Origin of the sequence: Pelomonas cellulosilytica, assembly GCF_021353265.1 — a bacterium.
Taxonomy (GTDB): domain Bacteria; phylum Pseudomonadota; class Gammaproteobacteria; order Burkholderiales; family Burkholderiaceae_C; genus Pelomonas; species Pelomonas cellulosilytica.
The window spans coordinates 1-19,901 of the sequence record NZ_JAJTWU010000017.1 but is presented as its reverse complement, the minus strand read 5'-3'; the positions used below and the strand labels follow the sequence as shown (position 1 = coordinate 19,901).

Below are 19,901 nucleotides of genomic sequence, written 5' to 3'. Positions count from 1 at the left end.
CGGATAATCACTGGTTAGCCCAGACGAGCCGCCATGTCCGAACCCACCGCCAGCCGCATCGAGACGGAAGTCCGCCGCCGCCGCACCTTCGCCATCATCAGCCACCCCGACGCCGGCAAGACCACGCTGACGGAAAAGCTGCTGCTGTTCTCCGGCGCGATCCAGATCGCCGGCTCGGTGAAGGCGCGCAAGGCCTCGCGGCATGCGACATCGGACTGGATGGAGATCGAGAAGCAGCGTGGCATCTCCGTGGCGTCCTCCGTCATGCAGATGGAATACCGCGACTGCGTCATCAACCTGCTGGACACCCCGGGCCACCAGGACTTCTCCGAAGACACCTACCGCGTGCTGACCGCCGTGGACGCGGCGCTGATGGTCATCGACGCCGCCAACGGCGTCGAGCCGCAGACGCGCCGCTTGCTGCAGGTCTGCCGCGCCCGCAACACGCCCATCCTGACCTTCGTCAACAAGATGGACCGCGAGGTGCAGGAGCCGCTGGCGCTGATGGACGAGATCGAGCGCGAGCTGGGCATGACGGTCGTGCCGTTCACGTGGCCGGTCGGCATGGGCAAGGCCTTCCACGGCGTCATGGACCTGCGCCAGCAGCGCATGCGTGTCTTCGCGCCGGGCGAGGACCGTGTGGCCGGCACGGAGGAGGTGCTGGAGGGCCTGGACAACCCGGCCTACGCCGAGCGCTTCGGCATGCAGTACGACAGCGCGCAGGGCGAGATCGAACTGGTGCGCGACGCCGCGCCCGAGTTCAACCACGACGACTTCCTGGCCGGCCGGCAGACGCCGATGTTCTTCGGCTCTGCCGTCAACAACTTCGGCGTGCAGGAGGTGCTGGACGCGCTCGTCGAACTGGCGCCCGCGCCGGATGCGCGCGTTGCCATGCAGCGCACCGTGCAGCCGGAGGAGCCGAAGTTCACGGGCGTCGTGTTCAAGATCCAGGCCAACATGGACCCGGCGCACCGTGACCGCATCGCCTTCGTGCGCGTGGCGTCGGGCCGTTTCGAGCGCGGCATGAACCTGAAGGTCGTGCGCTCCGGCAAGGGCCTGCGGCCCAACACGGTGGTCACCTTCATGAGCCAGAAGCGCGAGCTTCTGGACGAGGCCTTCGCCGGCGACATCATCGGCATCCCCAACCACGGCGTGCTGCAGCTGGGCGACACCATCACCGAAGGCGAGGCGCTGCAATACACCGGCCTGCCGTTCTTCGCGCCCGAGATGTTCCGCAGCGTTGAAGTGGCTGACCCGCTGAAGACCAAGCAGCTCAAGGCCGGTCTGCAGCAGCTGGGCGAGGAGGGCGCCATCCAGGTGTTCCGCCCCATCGCCGGTAGCGTGCTGCTGCTGGGCGCCGTGGGCCAGCTGCAGTTCGAGGTCGTCGCGCACCGGCTGGAGCACGAGTACGGCGTCAAGGCCCGCATCACCGGCAGCCGCTTCCAGGTGGCACGCTGGGTGACGTGCGACGACCCGCAGGAACTCAAGCGCTTCATCGACGCCAACGACCACCGCATGGCCTACGACGCCGTCGACGCGCCGACGGTGCTGGTGGAGTACGCGCCCGAGCTGCGCGCCATCGAGAGCAACTGGCCCAAGATCAGATTCCACGCACTACGCGAGCACGCGGGGCTGGTGTTCCAGCAGCGGCTGGAGGGGTAGGACCGCCCGCGGGCCGGCTTGGCGCGGCCCGGCGCTCAAGCCGCGCCCGGGGCTCGGCCGCGACCCGGCCTTGAATCAGGTCAGCAATTCGACCCCAGCCACTTGCCCGTGGCCAGCATGCGCAGGTCCATGTCGCCGCCGCCCAGCGCCGCACCGGTGCGGCCGTCCACCGCATTGCCGCGGCCGTTGAGCTCCAGGCGGTAGCTCGTCGGCCCATAGGTCGCCGAGAACTTGCCCTGTGACAGGCCCCCGCCATCGGTGCGGCAGACGTAGCGGCCGGAGGCGGCACTCCCGTCCAGCTTGTCCGCGTCGACCTCGCACTTCCACGGGCCGGCGTCGCGGAAGGTCGATTCCAGGTAGGCCGCCAGGTCGATGCGCGACTGCTGCGGCGTCAGGCAGGCCTGGCGCTCGGCGGCCTGAGCGCGGTCCAGCTCGGCCTTCTGTGCATCGGTCAGCCCGCTGCGCACCTTGGCGCGCAGCTTGTCGAGGCCGGGCTTCAGCGGCTGGCCGTTGATCCAGATCTCGCTTTCGGATGCCCACAAGCCGGGGTTCACCTGGATGACCGGGGCAGCGCTGGCGGAGGTTGCAAGGGCGCAGAGCGTGGCGATGCGGGCGACGGCATGGGACAGCTGGAAGGCCATGGGGCGGAAGTCGTTGCTGAAAGGCGCGCATTGCAGCAGCTGCCCGGCCGGCGGGACATCCCTCGGTTGCAACTCGTCACGAGCCGGGCCGGGCGGGCATGCCGCGTCATCCTGGCGCCGTGCCCATGGGCGCCGCCGGCGCTGCGATGATGCGCGGCTTCCGTCTTCCACCTTCTTCTGCCGATGATGAAGCTCCGCCTCCTTCCGCTCGTCGCCCTGCTCGGCAGCGCATTCGCGCAGGGCCAGGGTCCGCAGCTCGAAACCGTCGTCGACGGCCTCTAGACGCCCTAGGCTCTAGCCTTCCTGCCCGACGGGCAGTTCCTCATCACCGAGCGCGACGGCGCGCTGCGCACGGCCAAGGCCGGCGGCAAGCCGGGCGCGCCCATCCAGGGCCTGCCGGCCATGGACGTGCAGGGCCAGGGCGGCCTGCTGGACGTGCAGCTGGACAGCGACTTCGCGCGCAACCGCACGATCTACTTCTGCTTCAGCGAGCCCAGCGCCGACAAGAAGGCCAACAGCACGGCGCTCGCGCGCGCGGCTCAGCGAGGAGCTGAAGCGGCTGACTGACGTGAAAGTCATCTTCAGCCAGAAGCCCAAGGTGGAGAGCAAGCTGCACTTCGGCTGCCGCATCGCCGAGGCGCCAGACGTCCGGCGCACCGCGACCGCATTGCCTTCGTGCGCGTGGCGTCAGGCCGCTTCGAGCGTGGCATGAACCTGAAGGTCGTGCGCTCCGGCAAGGGCCTGCGGCCCAACACGGTGGTCACCTTCATGAGCCAGAAGCGCGAGCTGCTGGACGAGGCCTTCGCCGGCGACATCATCGGCATCCCCAACCACGGCGTGCTGCAGCTGGGCGAGGAGGGCGCCATCCAGGTGTTCCGCCCCATCGCCGGCAGCGTGCTGCTGCTGGGCGCCGTGGGCCAGCTGCAGTTCGAGGTCGTCGCGCGCCGGCTGGAGCACGAGTACGGCGTCAAGGCTCGCATCACCGGCAGCCGCTTCCAGGTGGCACGCCGGGTTACGTGCGACGACCCGCAGGAACTCAAGCGCTTCATCGACGCCAACGACCATCGCATGGCCTACGACGCGGTCGACGCGCCGACCGTGCTGGTGGAGTACGCGCCCGAGCTGCGCGCGATTGAGAGCAACTGGCCCAAGATCAGGTTCCACGCGCTGCGCGAGCATGCGGGGCTGGTGTTTCAGCAGCGGCTGGAGGGCTGAGGCCATGAAGCCCCTGCGGGCCGGCTGTGCACGTCGAGCGCCCAGGCCGCTGGGCCATGGCCTGGCGTGCCCTCGGCCCGGACGCGGCAGTTTGCAGCTAGAGCGTTGAATGGCAGCTTCACCGCGCCCGTGTCCTTCCTGCGGCGAGGTCATGCAGGTTCACGCACTCCCAGCGACGTACGGTGGCACCGTCGAGATCGACTTCTGCTTCGACTGCCAGGGGCTGTGGTTTGATCACCTGGAGAACATCGAGCTCGCACCGGCCGCCGTGGACACGGTTTTCAAGGAGATCCACCGCCACCGCGACACCGCTCAGCGGCCGCTGGGCGCGACGCTGCGCTGCGCGGAATGCCGCGGCCGACTCGTGCAGGGCTTCGACGTTGTGCGCAGCGGGCGGTTCGTCACGCATCGCTGCGAGCAACGCCACGGCCGATTCAGCACCTTCTCGGCCTTCATGATCGAAATCACTCGGCCGGAGATTGCCGACATCGCAGCCAAAGTTGGCTGCATCCACTGCAGCAGTTGCGGCGCGCCGGTGGACTTGCGTCGGGAAGACGCCTGCTCGCACTGCCGCACGGCGCTGTCGTTGCTGGACCCTCAGGCAGTGGAAAAGGCCATGCAGACCTATGCCTGGGCCCCGGCGCCGCAGGACTGGGGCAGCCCGTCAGACGTGGCGGCCGCCATCGTCGCGATGGAGAAAGAGCGCTCACGCACGCAACGCGAGCAGCCCGCTGCCGGCATCGACACCTCCGTCACCGGCCTGCTGAGCGTGGACCTGCTGAGCGTGAGCCTGCGGCTGCTAGGCACCCTTTTGGACGTGTAGCCAACGGCGACTGCCGTCCACTTGGTTGATATTCACCCATGCACCGGGTGGCCGACGTCGAGATCACGATGCGCGGTCTGGTGAAATCCGTTACCCATTCAAGAAAACCTAGGGAGTTCCATGCCAGCCATAGCCCGGCGCCCTCACAGCGTCCAGTTCACGTACGCGCTCGGCGTCACCGCACTGCTCGCTCTCGCTGCCTGCGGAGGCGGTGGTAGCGACAGTCCGATGCCTGATGCACCCGCCCCACTCGCGCAGGCTGCCGCCGACAGCTACACGCTGGTATGGAATGCGCCAGCGACGCTCGGCGTGACCGACAACGACACCACCGCCGGCGGCACGCCGAACCTCGCCATTGACGGCGCGCCCAAGAACGGCACGGCCACCGTCAGCGGCACGAAGGTGACCTACACGCCGAATCCCGGCTTCTTCGGCGCAGACAGTTTCAGCTACAAGCTCAGCGTCGGTGGTGCGAGCCAGTCGGCCACGGTCAACCTCGCCGTGGAAGCCGCGTTGACGTTGAACGGCCGGGTGACCGACGGGCCTATCGCCAATGCCGCCGTCAAGGTCAGCGTGGGCAGCCAGAGCTTCTCGGCGACCGCTGACGCCAGCGGCAAGTACAGCGTGGCCATCAAGACGAGTCAACCGGGCGACTTCGTCACACTCACCGCCGCCGGCGCCGGCGCGCAGGCACAGTTGGTGCTGACCAGCCTTGTGGGCGAGGCCCGCAGCCTGGCGGCGGCAGCCAGGGATGGCAAGTTGGCCGCCGAACAAAAGGCAGGCCTCGACGTGACCCACGTCACCGCCGCACAAGCCGGCCTGATCAGCCAAGCCGGCACTGTGCCAAAGACCGACGCCGAACTCGCCACGGCACTGCAAGGCCTGAGCCCGCAGACCGTGCTGGACACTGCCGCTGCCGTGAAGCTCGTGGTGGATGGCGGTACCGCGCTGCCGACAGGCGTGGCCGACACGCGTGAACTGCTGAACTCCAGTTCCGCACTGGGCGAGTTCCGCACCACTCTGTTGCGCGACAAGCCGCTCGCCCTCGAAGCCGCCCGCGAGAGCACGCGCGACGACCCGCTATTGAGCAAGGCGCCGCCCACGCCAGCGGCCAATGGCGACCCGGTGACGTTGATCTATGCCTACGGCGAAGAGGCCGGCACCGCCCAGGTGCGCGTACTGACACTGCGCGCCGATGGCACGGGCACAGAGGTCAGTGACGCGCCGAGGAGCATCACCTGGAAGCTCGATGGCGGCGCACTGGCGGTGACCTACGACCGCTTCATCGAGCAAACTTTCGAGGCCTTCAGCACGGCCTACATCGGCGACAAGCCCATCGATTCCGAGCCGGCCTTCAAGCTGGTGGTCCGCGGGCTTCGCCTGAGCGACCTGGGCTCCGACGGCGGCCGCGGGGCGCTGGCTTCGGTCACCACGGTCGGCAGCACCGTTGATCTCGAAGGCCCGCAAATGGGTGTCTTTAAGGATGTGTCCGGCGGCAGCCTGATGCGCCGGCACGCGAATGGCGCGCTGTTATTCAAGGCCGAGGACTTTCAGGTGGGCACCAAGCTTGCGGGCCTGTCTGCGGGCATGGGCGTTGACGCTGGTGGTTTGCTTCTGTCCAACCAGGACGTGGCGACATTCACCTCGCCCACCGAGCTGAGCTTGGCACGCACTGGGCTCGCGGGCAAATGGAAGATCGTCGATGGCAAGCTGCGCGTTGATCTACCCGACGGTAGCTACCTGTACACGTCCCTGGGCAAGGGGCCACTTGGTGATTCGCGCTGGCTGCTGCAGCGACTTGATGCGAATGGCGCGCCGGTGTCGGCTCATGAATTGGGCGTGGTTCCAGCAGCACCACCGACGCTGGACCGCGCCGCCTGGACCGCCAAGACCTGGAAGTCCAACATTGGCGCCAGTACCGGTGAGCCCGTCATCTTCCGGTTGCTGGACGATGCCCGCTCATCAGTGTCCAGCGCGGCACGGGGCCAGGGCCCGGTGGTGGCCGACTTCACGCGCTACTGGCGACTGCTGGAGGACGGGGGCGTCGACATCGCCCGCGCTGAAAGCTCAAGTTGCGTCGTCTACCTGCCGAGCGGCGCTGCTGGCCCGACTGCTTGCAGGCTGTCGCAGCGACGCTTGTGGCAACCTGTCGCCCAGACCGGCAGCATCGTGTGGGTGATGCAACAGGGGCCGATCTTGTTCAACGGCTTCAATGAGGCCAACGCCACTCGCTGGTCTCTCGTGGCACTGACCGGCTATTGACCCGGACAGCGGCAGGTGCGGGCTTGTACCGCGGGCTCAGGCCTGGCAGCCGCCGGCTGCGATGATGCGGCGCCCACCACCGCCCGCATTTCCACGATGAAACGCCTGACCCTGCCCGGCCTGCTCCTGGCCTGCGCCCCGCTTGCTGGCCACGCCGCCCCAGAACTCGAGACCGTCGTCGACGGCCTCAAGACCCCTTGGGCCGTGGCCTTCCTCCCCGACGGCCAGTTCCTCATCACGGAGCGTGACGGCGCCCTGCGCACCGCCAAGGCCGGCGGCAAGCCCAGCGCACCCATCCAGGGACTGCCGGTCATCGATGTGCAGGGCCAGGGAGGCTTGCTGGATGTGCAGCTGGACAGCGACTTCGCGCGCAACCGCACGATCTACTTCTGCTTCAGCGAGCCCAGCGCCGACAAGAAGGCCAACAGCACGGCGCTCGCGCGCGCGCGGCTCAGCGACGACCTGAAGCGGCTGACTGACGTGAAAGTCATCTTCAGCCAAAAGCCCAAGGTGGAGAGCAAGCTGCACTTCGGCTGCCGCATCGCCGAGGCGCCAGACGGCAAGCTGTTCCTGAGCCTGGGCGAGCGCTTCACGCAGATGCAGAGCGCACAGACGCTGGACAACCACCTCGGCAAGATCGTCCGCGTGGCCAAGGACGGCAGCGTGCCGGCCGACAACCCCTTCGTGAACACGCCGGGCGCGCTGCCCGAGATCTGGAGCTACGGCCACCGCAACTCGCAGGGCCTCGTCGTGGATGAACAGGGCCGCCTGTGGCAGCACGAGCACGGTCCGCAGGGCGGCGACGAGCTGAACCTCATCAAGCCGAAGCTGAACTACGGCTGGCCGGTCATCACCTACGGGGAGAACTACGGTGGCGGCAAGATCGGTGAGGGCCTCTTCGCGAAGGCAGGTATGGAGCAGCCGCTCGTGAAGTGGGTGCCGTCGATTGCGCCGTCAGGCCTGGCCAGGTTGAAGAGTGCGAAGTACGGCGCCGGATGGCAGGGGAGCTTCTTCATCGGCTCCTTGAAGTTCGGCTACCTGGAGCGCGTCAAGCTGGATGCCGACAACCGGCCGGTGGAGCAGGAGAAGCTGTTCGAGGGGACGGGGCGCATGCGGGATGTGAGGGAGGGGCCGGATGGGTTGCTGTACCTGGTGTTGGAGGGGCATGGGAAGGTCATGAGGGTGGTGCCGGGGGCACGTTGAGCGTTGCGGCTCGTCGGGTCTCAGTCGACGGCGGTTGGGCTTCTCAGTATTGAAGGTCTTTGGCGAGGGCCGTGCCGGGGCGAACTCCCCGGCATGGGCCTTGCCATCACGACACAGCAACGACAAACGCACCGATGAGCATCCTCCTCACAACCCTGGCAGCCACAGCCGCGGCGCCCGCCGCCCCAACCGTCCAACTCGACACCGTCACCCTCAACGGCCGCGCCGAAGCTCCCACCCTGGCGCTGGAGCGCATCAACGAAACCACCCTCGCCCGCGACACCGAGGCGCAAGACCCCGCGCAAGCCCTGGCAAGAACCCTCTCCCGCATCCCCGGCCTCTACGCCGCCAACCGCGGCAACGACGCGCAGGACCTGCAGCTTTCCAGCCGCGGCTATGGGGCCCGGGCGTCGTTCGGCGTGCGCGGCCTGCGGTTGGTTGTGGACGGCATCCCCGCCAGCACACCCGATGGCCAGGGTCAGGTGGGCAGCTGGCTGCTGGCCGACGCCGCTTCACTGGAAGTGTTGCGCGGACCGTTCTCGGCGCTGTACGGCAGCGCCAGCGGTGGTGTCATCGCGTTGCAAAGCCGCTGGCCCATCGAGGAACGCATGCAGGCCGGCGTCACGCTCGGCAGCTTCGGCCTGCGCCAGGCCACCGTCGGCCTGGACAGCTTGCCCGCCGACGGCCAGGCGCTCAGCGTGACCGGCCAGGTCACGCACCGCGATGGCTGGCGGCCACACAGCGGCAGCGACCGGCGCCTGGCCCTGGCGCGCTGGCAGCTGCACATGCCGGGTCAGCAGTTCATGGCCGTGCTGCAGCTGCAGAGCCAGCCGGCCGACGACCCGCTGGGCCTGACGGCCGAGCAGTTTGCCGCCGATCCGCGCCAGACCGCCCCGCAGGCCGAGGCGTTCGACACGCGCAAGACGGCCGAACAACAGCAGCTGGGGCTGCGCTGGCAACGCGAGCTGAGCGCCCAGGCCCGCGTGCAGGTCGCCGGCTGGTGGGGGCATCGCGCGGTGGACCAGTGGCAGGCCATCCCCCTGGCCGTGCAGAACGCACCGACGCACCCCGGCGGCGTCATCGCGCTGCGACGCCGCTTCGGCGGGCTGGACATGCGGCTGAACTGGGCGTTCGCCGCCGAGCAGGAGTTGACGCTCGGCTGGAATGTGGAGACCCAGCACGACGACCGTCGTGGCTACCTCAACCAGGCGGGCAACACCGGCACCCTGAAGCGTGACGAAACGAACCGCGCCCGCAGCAGCGAGCCCTACGCTCAGTGGCGCTGGACGCCCACGCCCGAATGGGAGCTGCTGGCCGGCCTGCGCGCCAGCCGCCTGCACTTCGACAGCGAGGACCGTTACCTCGCCAACGGTGATGACAGCGGCGGGCGCCGCTTCAACGGCGTGCAGCCGGTGGCCGGCGTGGCCTGGCGGCCGGTGCCGGGCCACGTGGTGCGTCTGGCGGCCGGGCGGGCGTCCGAGACACCCACGCTGACCGAACTGGCCTACCGCGCCCAGGGCACGGGCTTCAACGCCGACCTGCGGCAGCAACGCAGCAAACAGGTCGAGCTCGGCTGGGAGCTGCGCGAAGGCGAACGCCGCGTCGCGTTGACCGCCTTCCACGCCGCTACGCGCGACGAGATCAGCGTGCTGGCCAACAGCGGCGGCCGGACCGTCTACACGAACGCGACCCGCACGCGCCGCACCGGCCTGGAAGCCGCCGCCCAGCTGCCCCTGGCCCGCGGCTGGCAGCTCGACATGGCCGCCACGCGGCTGATGACGCGCGTGCAGCCCGGCGGTCAGCCGCTGCCCGGCGTGCCGGCGTCCTTCGGCAGCGCCGAACTGCGCTGGCAGGGCCAGGGCCTGGATGCTGCGCTCAGCCTCCAGGGCCGCGCCCGCCTGCCCGCCGACGATGCCGGCGCCGCCGCGGCCGCGGGCAACGGCCTGTGGGGCCTGAGCGTGGGGGGCGCGCTGGGGCCCGAGTGGCGCTGGCGGCTGCGCGCCGACAACCTGCTCAATCGCATCACGGCGGCCAGCGTCATCGTCAACGAGGCGAACAAGCGCTACTTCGAGCCGGCCGCGCCGCGTAGCGCGTTCGTCTCGCTGACCTGGCAGCCGCGCTGAGTTGCGCCATCAGCCCGTGCGCGCTCCTGCACCGCCGTCCGAGCCGACCTGGCCCGGTTGCGCCCCATGAAGATCCTCATCGCTGCCGCCGGCAGCCTCGGCGACACGCTGCCCTTCGTCGCGCTAGGCCGCGCGCTGCAGCATCGCGGCCATGACGTACAGCTGTTCGGCAGCGAAAGTTACGCCGGCCACGCCGCCGGCCTGCCGTTCACGCCCGTACTGAGCGCGGCCGACAGCGACGCGCTGCTGCGCGATCCGCGGGTGACCGACCCGCGCCGCGGCATGGCGCTGATCGCCGAGATCTTTGCCGCCACGCTGCCGGAAGCTTTCGAGGCGATGCGTGCCGCGGTCATACCCGGGCAGACGCTGGCCGTCGGCAGCACGCTGGCGTTCTCGACGCGGCTGTTGAAGGACGCGCTGGGCGTGCCGACCGCGACGGTGCATCTCGCGCCGTCGGTGTTCCGCTCGGTGCACGCGCCACCGCAGCTCGGCCCGCGCGATGTCCTCGGCAGCCTGCCTGCAAGTCTGCAGCGCGCCGCGTGGTGGCTGGTCGATCGCCTGGTGCTGGACCGCCTGTTCGCCCGGCCCTTCAATGCCTACCGACGCCAGTTGGGCCTCGCGCCGGTGGACCGGCTGTTCGGTGCGTGGCTGCATCAGGCTGACCTGACGCTGGGCATGTTCCCGCACTGGTTCGCACCGCCGCTGCCGGACTGGCCGGCCGGCCTCGTCTGCACCGGGTTCCCGCTATACGACGGCTGCGACGTGTACCCGCTGCCGCCGGCGCTGGCGGCTTTCCTGGACGCGGGCGAGCCGCCGGTGGGCTTCACGTCGGGCACGGCCAACGCGACCTCGCACGACTTCTTCGCGGCGTCGGCGGCGGCCTGCGCGCTCGGCGGCCGGCGAGGCCTGCTGATCACGAAGATCGGCGCCCAACTGCCCGCCAGGCTGCCGCCCGGCGTGCTGCATGTGCCCTATGCGCCCTTCAGCCAGCTGCTGCCGCGGCTCGCGGCCTTCGTGCATCACGGCGGCATCGGCACGACAAGCCAGGCGCTGCGTGCCGGCGTGCCCCAGCTCGTGCGGCCGATGGCGTATGACCAGTTCGACAACGCGCATCAGGTCCAGCGGCTGGGAGTCGGGAATCGGCTGCTGACCGGGGATTACGAACCCGCGGCGGTGGCGCGGGCGCTGGACCGCCTGACGGCCGACCCTGCGCTACAGGCGCGCTGCGCCGAGGTGGCTGTGTGGTGCCGTGAGGACGGGCGGGCGGTGTCTGCGGCCCGCGATGCCGTGCTGGCGCTGAGCCTGCGGATCAGCTGCTGCTGACGCCGGCATCGCCGGAGCCCGTCACTCGCCGACGCGCCGCAACTCGAACGCGTTGCGCAGCGTTGGCTCGCCGGTCGGCGCGACTTCCGTCTTGCCGAGCGACAAGGTCGTCTGGCGGATGTCGAACCGGTACTGCTCCGTGTGGCCGTCGGCGGCCCGCTCGAACTGGAGCTGCGTGGCCTCGGCGTCCGTGGTGGCACGGGTCACGGCGTACTGCGACGTGCCGGGCTTCGCGATGCCGGACGTCCAGTTCAGCCGGTTCACCGCGAAGTCGAAGGCCATGCGCTCGTACGAGTAGACCGTCTTTCCCGGCCCGTCGTCGAACACGTAGAACAGCGCCAGCTCCTCCGGTGCCGTCAGCGCGATGGACAACCTGCAGGGCAGCGTCACTTTCCTGTCAGGGTTGCTGTAGTCGCGGTAGGTCAGCGTGCCGCGCCAGGCCCCGGGGGCCCACGCTAGCAGCGCGCTCGGCTTGGGGTCGTAGAGCGCCCAGGCGCCGGCCGGGGCGGCCGCGGCGGTGGCGGCGAGTACGGCTCGCTGAAGGAGGGTTCGTCGTTGCATGGTTGACGTCGTTCGCGGGTGTTGGGCGCCGGTTACTGCTGCCGGTGGTCGAAGCTCAGCACGCGCGCCAGCCGCCAGCCGGTGCCCTCGCGCTTCCACAGGTGCACGAACTTCGCCTCCTCGGCGCCCGGCTCGCCGGCGCGCCTGAAGACGTGGCGGCCGAGCTGGACGGCACCGTAGTCGTTGATCGGGTAGACCTCCAGGCTGCCCGCCACCAGTGTGCGGGTGACGCCGTTGTCGCGCGGGCAGGACTTCAGCGTGCGCACCGCGTCGCCGAAGCTGGCGCCGGTCTTGTCGTGATAGAACTCGGCGTCGTCGCTGAACAAGGCCTTGAAGGCCGCGGCGTCGCAGGTCACGAAGGCGGCGTCGAACAAGCGGGCGTCCATGCCGGCCAGCTCGTCGAACAGCGGCCCCGAGCGCGCGAGGTCCTGACCCCAGCTGGCGGTGGCCAGCATGGCCAGCAGCAGGCCGGCGCAGGTGCGGCGGCAGGACGCCGGCAGGGCGTAGAAGGCGGCTTGACGGTGGCGCATGCGAGTCCTCCGAGGCAAGGACCGCAGTGTGTCTGCGGCAGGCTGCCTGGCCAAGAGTCATGGTGCGCCGCCCGCGGGCGGTTGGCGAGGCGCCGGACAATCCCGCCGATGCTCGACTGGTTTTCCCCCGCCCAACTCTTCGGCTATCTCGCGTTCGTGCTTGGCGTCGGCTGCTTCCTGCAGACAGACGACCGGCGCTTCAAGTGCTTCATGACCGGCGAATGCCTGGCCTATGTCGTGCACTTCTCGCTGCTGGGCAACCCGACGGCGGTGGCCAGCTCGCTGATCTCGATGACGCGATCGCTGCTGTCGCTGCGCACGCGCTCGAGGTGGGTGGCGGTGGCGGTCGTCGCCGCCAACGTGGGTTTCGGACTGGCCATCGCGACACGGCCCAGCGACTGGCTGCCGCTGACGGCCTCCTGCCTCGGCACCATCGCGCTGTTCACGTTGCAGGGCGTGCCGATGCGGCTGCTGATGCTGTGCGGCACGGGCCTGTGGGTCGCCAACAACCTGATCGCCGGCTCCATCGGCGGCACGGCGCTGGAGGTGGTGGTGGCCGCCGTCAACGGCGCCACCATCGTGCGGATGCTGCGCCAGGCACGCACGGCCGCCTGAGCGACCGCGCGCGGCGGCTTCAGCGGTTGGTGGAGTAGTTCACCGGCAGCCAGTCGTAGCCCTTGCCGTCCACCCGCAGCTTGCCGATGCCGGGGAAGGACACGTGGGCGACAGCGACGTAGTAGCCGTCCTTGGCGGCGGCGGCATAGGCCTTCTCGCGTGCCGGGGCCGCGGCCTTGGGATCGCTGTCGAACTGCACCGTCACCGCTGGCTCGGGGAACTGCACTGCGGCCACATGCATCAGGTCGCCCCAGAAGACGATCTTCTGGCCCTTGCTCTCGGCCACATAGTTGCTGTGGCCGGGTGTGTGGCCATAGGCAGGCACGGCCTTCACGCCGGGAACGATGTCGACGCCCGTGGCGCTGCCGTCGAAGGGCTTGAAGCGGCCGGCGTCCGCAAACCCCTTGACCAGCTCCGCGATGGCCTTACCGCCGTCGCCGCCCTTGGCCACCTGCTCCGGCGACAGCCAGAAGTCGCTATCGCGCTTGTCGATGCGCAGCGTCGCGTTCGGGAACGTCGTGCTCGACGCGCCGCCGATGTGGTCGCCGTGCATGTGCGTGATGACGATCTCGTCCACCTGCTCGGGCGTGTAGCCGCTGGCCTTCAGGTTGGCCAGTACGCGGCCTGCCGTGGGGCCGAACAGACCGGCGGTGCCGGTGTCCACCAGCACGACCTTGCTGCCGGTGTTGACGAGGTACGCGTTGACGGACGTCTCCAGCGGCACGCCGAGGTATGCATGCTGCAACGCGCGCAGCGTATTGGCGGCGGGTTGCTGCAACAGCTTGTCCACGGGCAGGTCGATGGTGCCGTCGGACAGCGCGGTGATCTCGAAATCACCCAGCTGCAGGCGATACCAGCCCGGTGCCTGGCCCTTGAGCTGCGGGCCGGCGGCGAAGGTGGTGGTGGCAAGCGTCAGTGCGAAGACGGCAGGAAGCAGGCGTTTGAGCATGGTGGATCTCCGGGGGGCGGGGAAGTGGAACGCGGCGCAGGATAGCGGGGCTGAAGCTGCCTTGCAGCACGCGGGACACCGCAGCACTGCGCCGACCAAGCGCGCTGCTGCCAGTACGCCGTCAGCATTCACTGCCAAGTTAGGGAGCGCGCCGGCTCAAGCCGTGGCCCACTATGAAGCCATGTGCCTGTCCGCCCGCTTCAAGTTCGTCGCGACGCTCGTCGTGTCGCTGCTGGGCTTTGCGCTGACGCTCAACCTGACCGAGCCCGCGCTGCTGGACGGCCCGCTGGCCATGCAGGCACCGCAGCGCTGACCTGCTGAGCCGCGCTCGCGCTGCTCCCCGGGGAATATCTCCCCTCCGCCACCGCCGCCGCCTTCCCTACACTGGCCGTGCACCAGGGAGGGGATCGAATGGCATCCAGGATCGTGCAGGCCGCCGTGGCGGCTGCAGTGGTGGCCGGCGCGGCCGTGGCGGGTTACTTCGCATGGCAGCGGGTGAAGGCGCCCAGCTTGCCCAGCAGTGCCGAGATCGGCGCTGAAGAGGCGGCTTTCTCGTTCACCGAATGCAAGGCGCGCCTGTTCGATGGCTCGCCCGCCATCGCGGTGATGTTCACGCAGGCGCTGGACCGCCGTCAGGACTTCGACCAGCTGCTGACCGCCCAGGAGGCTGACGCGCCGAAGAAGTCGGACGGCGGCACGCCCACCTACCCGCCGGAGAAGGATTTCAAGCCGGTCGCCGCCCGCTGGGTGCTGGGCGACAACCCGCGCGTGCTGTACCTGCCTTATGTCAAGCCCGATCGCAGCTTCCGTATTGCGATGAAGGCGGACCTGGCCGCGCAGTCCGGCGCCAAGCTGGCCACGCCGCAGAGCTGCCTGCAGGCCAGCGAGGCCATGCCCGCCAGCTTCTACTTCGCCAGCCGTGGCCTCGTGCTGCCGGCCGGGCAGAACGGCGGCCTGCCGGTCGTCACTGTCAACACGCCCGAGGTGGACCTGCAGTTCCTGCGCGTCAAGCCCGAGTCCCTGCCCGCCTTCCTGGAGCAGGTGGGCGGCCGCCGCGAGCGCTCGGGCGGCGAGGAGTGCCAGGAGGACTGCTACTACGACGGCTACAGCGACAACCAGCGCCGCCTGCGCGGCACCGTCGGCGGCTGGGCGCTGGACGAGCTGCGCGGCATGACCGACAGCGTCTACCTGACCCGCTTCAAGACGGACGAGCGCCCCAACCGCCGCAACGTCAGCTTCCTGCCCGTGGAAACGATCAAACCGCTGCAGGAGCCTGGCATCTACATCGCCGTAATGAGCCAGCCCGGCCGTTTCGGCTGGGACTACCAGGTCACGCATTACTACGTAACCGACATCGGCCTGCACCTGCGCCGCCATGCCGCGCAGCTGGACGTGTTCACCACGTCGCTGAAGACCGGCAAGGCGCAGTCGGGCATCGAGTTGAGCCTGGTGGACGAAGCCGGCAAGGCGCTGGCCCAGGCGCAGACCGATGGCGACGGCCACGCCGTCTTCAACGGACGCAGCGACAAGGCCCGCGCGGTGCTCGCCCGCAAGGGCAACGAGATGTCGGTGCTGTCGCTGCGTGACGCGGCGCTGGACCTCTCCGAGTTCGACGCCACCGGCCACCCGTCGCGCAGCAACCAGCTCTTCGTCTACGCCGGGCGCGACCTCTACCGGCCGGGCGAGAGCTTCACCGTCTCCGTGCTTTCGCGCGACGCCGACGCCCGCGTGCCGGCCAAGCTGTTGCCCGTCACGCTGACGGTGAAGAAGCCGGACGGCAGCAAGCTCGTCGAGCAACTCGTGCAACCCAGCAAGTCGGGGCCCGGCTACTTCCAACAGACCTTCACGCTGCCAGCCGACGCGCCCACCGGCGGCTGGACGCTCCAGGCCCGCGTCGACCCGGCTGCCAAGCAACCGGACGCGCAATGGGCGTTCAAGGTGGAGGAGTTCCTGCCCGAGCGCATGAAGCTCACGTTGGCCGCCCCCGAGGCCACACTGACGGGCGAGTTCAGCCTGCCCGTGCAGGTGCAGGGCGACTACCTCTACGGCGCGCCGGCTGCAGGCAACCGGCTGCAGGCCACCGTCTCGACCGAGCGGCTCACCAACCCGCTGGCGCAGAAGCTGCCGGGCTACCTGTTCGGCGACTTTGCCGACGACAAGGCCCGCTCGCGTCAAGACCTGCCCGAGCAGGCCCTGGACGCGGAGGGCAAGGCCGAGGTGGCCGTCACCGTTGACCTGGTCGAGCGCAGCTCGCCCATGAAGGTGCGCGGCGCGTTCAGCCTGCTGGAGAGCGGCGGCCGGCCGGTCGTGCGTAGCCTGGAGCGCACCTGGTGGCCCGCGCCAGTGCTGGTCGGCGTGCGCCCGCTGTTCGACCGCAACGTCGCGCCCGAGATGGGCTTGGCCGGCTTCGAGATCGTGCGCGTGGACGCCTCCGGCGCCTTCAAGCCCGCCAAGGATCTGAAGCTCACGCTGACCTACGAGGAGCGCCAGTGGTATTGGCGCTATGACGACGGCCGCGGCTGGCATTCCGGCTTCAACTCGACGGACGAGCTCGTCGAGGCGCGCAGCCTCAAGCTCGCCGCCAAGACCACCGTCAACCTGCCCGTGAAGTGGGGCCGCTACCGCCTGGAGATCGAAGACCCCGAGACGAACCAGACGCTGCGCTACGCCTTCTACGCTGGCTACGGCGCGCAGGACGCCGACGACCTCGGCAACCGCCCCGACCGCGTGCAGCTGCAGCTCAAGGGCTCGCCGTTCAAGCCGGGCGACACCGCCCACCTCACGATCAAGCCGCCGCATGACGGCGAGGCCATCGTCACGGTGGAGGGCGACAAGGTATTGTGGAGCCAGCGCGTTGGCGTGAAGGCCTCGGGCACCGAGCTGGACATTCCCGTCAGCGCCGACGCCGCCTGGCAGCGGCAGGACCTCTACGTCACCGTCGCCGCGTTCCGCCCCGGCAGCCAGGGCGACCGCGTGACGCCGGCCAGGGCGCTGGGTCTCGTGCACCTGCCGATGAGCCGCGAGGACCGCAAGCTGAAGGTGGCGCTGGAGGCGCCGGCCAAAACGCAGCCGTCCACCGTGCTGCCCGTCAAGGTCAAGGTGCCGCAGCTCGCGGGCAAACAAGCCATCGTCACCGTCTCGGCAGTGGACGTGGGCATCCTCAACATCACCAACTTCAAGACGCCCGACCCGGTCGACTTCTTCTTCGGCAAGCATCGCTACGGCGCCGACATCCTGGACCTCTACGGCCGCCTCATCGAGAAGATGGACGGCAACGTCGCCCAGCAGCGCTTCGGCGGCGATGCCGGCAAGCGCGACACGCAGAGCATGCCGCGCAAGGTACTGCTGGTGGACCTCTTCAGCGGCCCGGTCGTGCTGGACGCCAAGGGCGAGGCGAGCATCAACCTGAAGGTGCCGGACTTCAACGGCACGCTACGGCTGATGGCCGTCGTGTCCAGCGCCGACAGCTATGGCTCCACGCAGGCCGACACCGTCGTCGCCGCACCGCTGGTGGCCGAGCTGAACATGCCGCGCTTCATCGCGCCCGGCGACAAGGCGACGATTGCGCTGGACGTGACCAACCTCAGCGGCGCGCCGCAGGAGGTCAGGGTGTCGCTGTCGGCCACGGGGCCGGTGCGCATCACGGGCGCGGCCGATGCCGTCAAGCTCAATGACAAGCAGCGGCAGATCCTGCGCTTCCAGGCCGAGGCGCTGGACGCCTACGGCCTCGCACCCATCCAGCTCACGGTGACGGCCGGCGCGCTGCAGATCAAGCGCGAGGCGGCGCTTCAGGTGCAGCCCATCACGCCGCTGACGCGCGAGAGCCGCCGCATCCGGCTGGAGCCGGGCGCCACGCAGGCCGTCGACAAGTCGCTGCTCGATGTCTACTGGGCCGGCGCGGCGACGCTGAGCTTGAGCGTCAGCAACACGCCGCCCATCGACATCCAGGCCCAGGTCAAGGGCCTGCTGATGTACCCCTACGGCTGCCTGGAGCAGACGACGTCCAGCGCCTACCCGCTCGTCTTCATCGACGATGAGGCCGCCAGGCGCTGGGGCCTGACGCCCGTGCCCCGCGAGGAGCGCGCCAAGCGGCTGGAAGGCGCCTTCGCACGCCTGGCCGGCATGCAGCAGCCGCGCGGTGGCTACGGCCTCTGGGAGGCCAGCAGCCCCTATGAAGCCTGGCTGAGCGCCTACGTCACCGGCTTCCTGCAGGACGCCCGCGACGCCGGCTTTGCCGTGCCCGAGGCGCAGCTGAAGAAGTCGCTGGACAACCTGACCGAGCAGTTCCAGCGCAGCCCCGGCCAGCAGATGACGCCGCCCAGGGACCCGCGCCGCAACGACAAGGGGCAACTGGCCGACTACCGCGAGATCGAGACGCTGCGCATGGCCCATCAGCGGTTTGCCGAGGCGGTGCACATGGGCTACATCCTGTCCCGCGAACAAAAGGCGCCACTCGCCACGCTGCGCACGCTGCACGACCAGTACCGCGGCAATGCGCTGTCGCCGCTGCCGCTGGTGCACCTGTCCCTGGCCCTCAAGGCCATGGGCGACGAGGCTCGCGCGAAAGTGGCGCTGGACGACGCCATGGTGCGCGGCTACGGCCTGCAGCCCACCGATACCGGCAACAGCTGGTGGTATGAATGGCTTGGCGACTATGGCAGCCGCGTGCGCGATCGCGCGCTGGCCTACGCGCTGCTGCTGCGCCACAAGGTGCAGCACGAACGCCGCGAAAACCTGCTGTTCGACCTTGCCGACGACTTCTCCAAGCGCAACTACTACTCCACCCAGGAGCGCCTGGCCTTGTTCCTCGCCGTGCAGGCCGCCACCCACGGCGCGGGCAAGGACGACGGCTGGAAGACCACGCTCGCCGTCGGCGCCAAGAGCGATGCCTGGGCCGGCAGTGGCACGGGCCAGCAGGGCCTGACGCTCGCCCAGGTCAAGAGCGGCATCGCACTGAAGAACGAGGGCAGCGCGCCGCTCTATGTGGACGTGACGGCCCAGGGCTACCCGATCAAGCCCCTGCCGCCGGCGACGGACCGCATCTCCGTCGAGCGTGCGATGTTCACGACCGACGGCAAGCCGGTGGCGCTGTCGCGCGGCTTCGCGACGGGCGAGATGTTCGTCGTGCGCCTGCGCGTGAAGGCCAGCCAGCAGATCAAGGACGGCCTCGTCGTGGACCGCATCCCGGCCGGCTTCGAGATCGAGAACCTCAACCTCAGCCAGGGCCCGCAGGCCGGCGAGTTCACGGTGGAGGGCGTCAACGTGGCGCAGGCCAATGCCAACGAGCGCATCGTCCACACCGAGTACCGCGATGACCGCTTCGTCGCCGCGGCGCGGCTGGGTGAGCCGCTGGACATGTTCTATCTGGTGCGCGTCGTGACGCCCGGGCGGTATGTCGTGCCGGCGACGTTTGCGGAGGATATGTATCGGGCGGAGATCCGCGGCGTCGGCAAGGCGGAGGGCGAGATTGCGGTGGTGGACAAGAGGTGATCGAGCCGTGACCCTTGCCGTCCACGCCAGCGGCCCTGCTTCAAGGAGCAAGCCCTGACGCATGCGCCCAGCGGGCTTTCACGCGCACCATTGCGAAACTGCGCGGGCCCCAGGTATCCCGCGTTGGCCCTCCTCCTGGGCGCAGTCGCGATGCCCGCCCAGTCGACCAGCTGCGAGGGTCCAGATCTGCACAACTTGCGCCTCGTGGATGCCCGGGTAGTCGAAGTGCAGGGAGCGGGAGGCACTGCACGGACGCGCGATGGCGGCAGGACGTGGCAAACCAGTTCCGGGGCAAAGGTTGCGGAGGACGCTTTCGACCATCGCGCGTTCCACGGGCCGCCGGGTTATCGGCTTCAAAACCTGGCCGGATCAGACTATGTGGTCGGCCCTGCAAAACGCTCACAACCCGCATGAACACTGGTGATGCGGGGTGAATGCCGATGGTCAGAACTCCCAGAATCAAATTCAATGACTATTGATTTCTGGGAGTTCTGGAGGGCAGGC

The 19,901-nt window shown here is 69.2% G+C and carries 13 protein-coding genes and 2 pseudogenes; 11 read left to right on the top strand and 4 right to left on the bottom strand.

The window, feature by feature from the left end; genetic code table 11:
- The first annotated feature begins 33 nt into the window (after positions 1-33).
- Complete coding sequence (locus LXT13_RS27315) at positions 34-1,662, top strand: peptide chain release factor 3 (protein ID WP_233375522.1); 1,629 nt, start codon at positions 34-36, stop codon at positions 1,660-1,662.
- Between the two features lie 80 nt (positions 1,663-1,742).
- On the opposite strand, the gene LXT13_RS27310 is transcribed toward LXT13_RS27315, so the two are convergent.
- Positions 1,743-2,303, bottom strand: coding sequence for a DUF3617 domain-containing protein (locus tag LXT13_RS27310; protein ID WP_233375520.1), 561 nt, complete (start codon positions 2,301-2,303; stop codon positions 1,743-1,745).
- Positions 2,304-2,594: 291 nt separating this feature from the next.
- On the opposite strand from LXT13_RS27310, the pseudogene LXT13_RS27305 reads away from it, so the two are divergent.
- From LXT13_RS27305 to LXT13_RS27275, 7 genes and pseudogenes are all read left to right on the top strand, one after another.
- Positions 2,595-2,943, top strand: a pseudogene (locus LXT13_RS27305) (PQQ-dependent sugar dehydrogenase); the annotation flags it as partial.
- Between the two features lie 8 nt (positions 2,944-2,951).
- Positions 2,952-3,518, top strand: a pseudogene (locus tag LXT13_RS27300) (EF-Tu/IF-2/RF-3 family GTPase); the annotation flags it as partial.
- Between the two features lie 109 nt (positions 3,519-3,627).
- Positions 3,628-4,341, top strand: a complete 714-nt coding sequence (locus LXT13_RS27295) for a zf-TFIIB domain-containing protein (protein WP_255719778.1) — start codon at positions 3,628-3,630, stop codon at positions 4,339-4,341.
- A 228-nt stretch (positions 4,342-4,569) separates the two neighbouring features.
- On the top strand, positions 4,570-6,603 hold the full coding sequence (locus LXT13_RS27290) for an Ig-like domain-containing protein (RefSeq protein WP_233375516.1): 2,034 nt from the start codon (positions 4,570-4,572) through the stop codon (positions 6,601-6,603).
- 96 nt (positions 6,604-6,699) lie between these two features.
- Positions 6,700-7,806, top strand: coding sequence for a PQQ-dependent sugar dehydrogenase (locus LXT13_RS27285; protein ID WP_233375515.1), 1,107 nt, complete (start codon positions 6,700-6,702; stop codon positions 7,804-7,806).
- A gap of 134 nt (positions 7,807-7,940) precedes the next feature.
- Entirely contained in the window at positions 7,941-9,929 is a 1,989-nt protein-coding gene (locus tag LXT13_RS27280) for a TonB-dependent receptor family protein (RefSeq protein WP_233375512.1), read from the top strand.
- A 66-nt stretch (positions 9,930-9,995) separates the two neighbouring features.
- A complete protein-coding gene (locus LXT13_RS27275) occupies positions 9,996-11,252 on the top strand; it encodes a glycosyltransferase (protein ID WP_233375510.1) in 1,257 nt (418 codons plus the stop codon).
- A 21-nt stretch (positions 11,253-11,273) separates the two neighbouring features.
- Here the strand turns inward: LXT13_RS27275 and LXT13_RS27270 are convergent, their stop codons facing one another.
- Together LXT13_RS27270 and LXT13_RS27265 are read right to left on the bottom strand one after the other, a co-directional pair.
- A complete protein-coding gene (locus LXT13_RS27270) occupies positions 11,274-11,813 on the bottom strand; it encodes a hypothetical protein (RefSeq protein WP_233375508.1) in 540 nt (179 codons plus the stop codon).
- Between the two features lie 32 nt (positions 11,814-11,845).
- On the bottom strand, positions 11,846-12,343 hold the full coding sequence (locus LXT13_RS27265) for a nuclear transport factor 2 family protein (protein ID WP_233375506.1): 498 nt from the start codon (positions 12,341-12,343) through the stop codon (positions 11,846-11,848).
- Positions 12,344-12,451: 108 nt separating this feature from the next.
- Between LXT13_RS27265 and LXT13_RS27260 the strand changes: the two genes are divergently transcribed.
- The gene (locus LXT13_RS27260) at positions 12,452-12,958 is read left to right on the top strand and encodes a YgjV family protein (protein ID WP_233375504.1); all 507 of its coding nucleotides are present in this window, start codon (positions 12,452-12,454) and stop codon (positions 12,956-12,958) included.
- 19 nt (positions 12,959-12,977) lie between these two features.
- Here the strand turns inward: LXT13_RS27260 and LXT13_RS27255 are convergent, their stop codons facing one another.
- Positions 12,978-13,907: an MBL fold metallo-hydrolase gene (locus LXT13_RS27255; protein WP_233375503.1), complete on the bottom strand. Its 930-nt coding sequence runs from the start codon at positions 13,905-13,907 to the stop codon at positions 12,978-12,980.
- A gap of 181 nt (positions 13,908-14,088) precedes the next feature.
- Between LXT13_RS27255 and LXT13_RS28585 the strand changes: the two genes are divergently transcribed.
- Positions 14,089-14,220 (top strand): hypothetical protein, encoded by a 132-nt coding sequence (locus tag LXT13_RS28585; protein ID WP_255719776.1) that lies wholly within the window; start codon positions 14,089-14,091, stop codon positions 14,218-14,220.
- Between the two features lie 98 nt (positions 14,221-14,318).
- Positions 14,319-19,397: an alpha-2-macroglobulin family protein gene (locus tag LXT13_RS27250; protein WP_233375502.1), complete on the top strand. Its 5,079-nt coding sequence runs from the start codon at positions 14,319-14,321 to the stop codon at positions 19,395-19,397.
- The last annotated feature ends 504 nt before the right edge of the window (positions 19,398-19,901 follow it).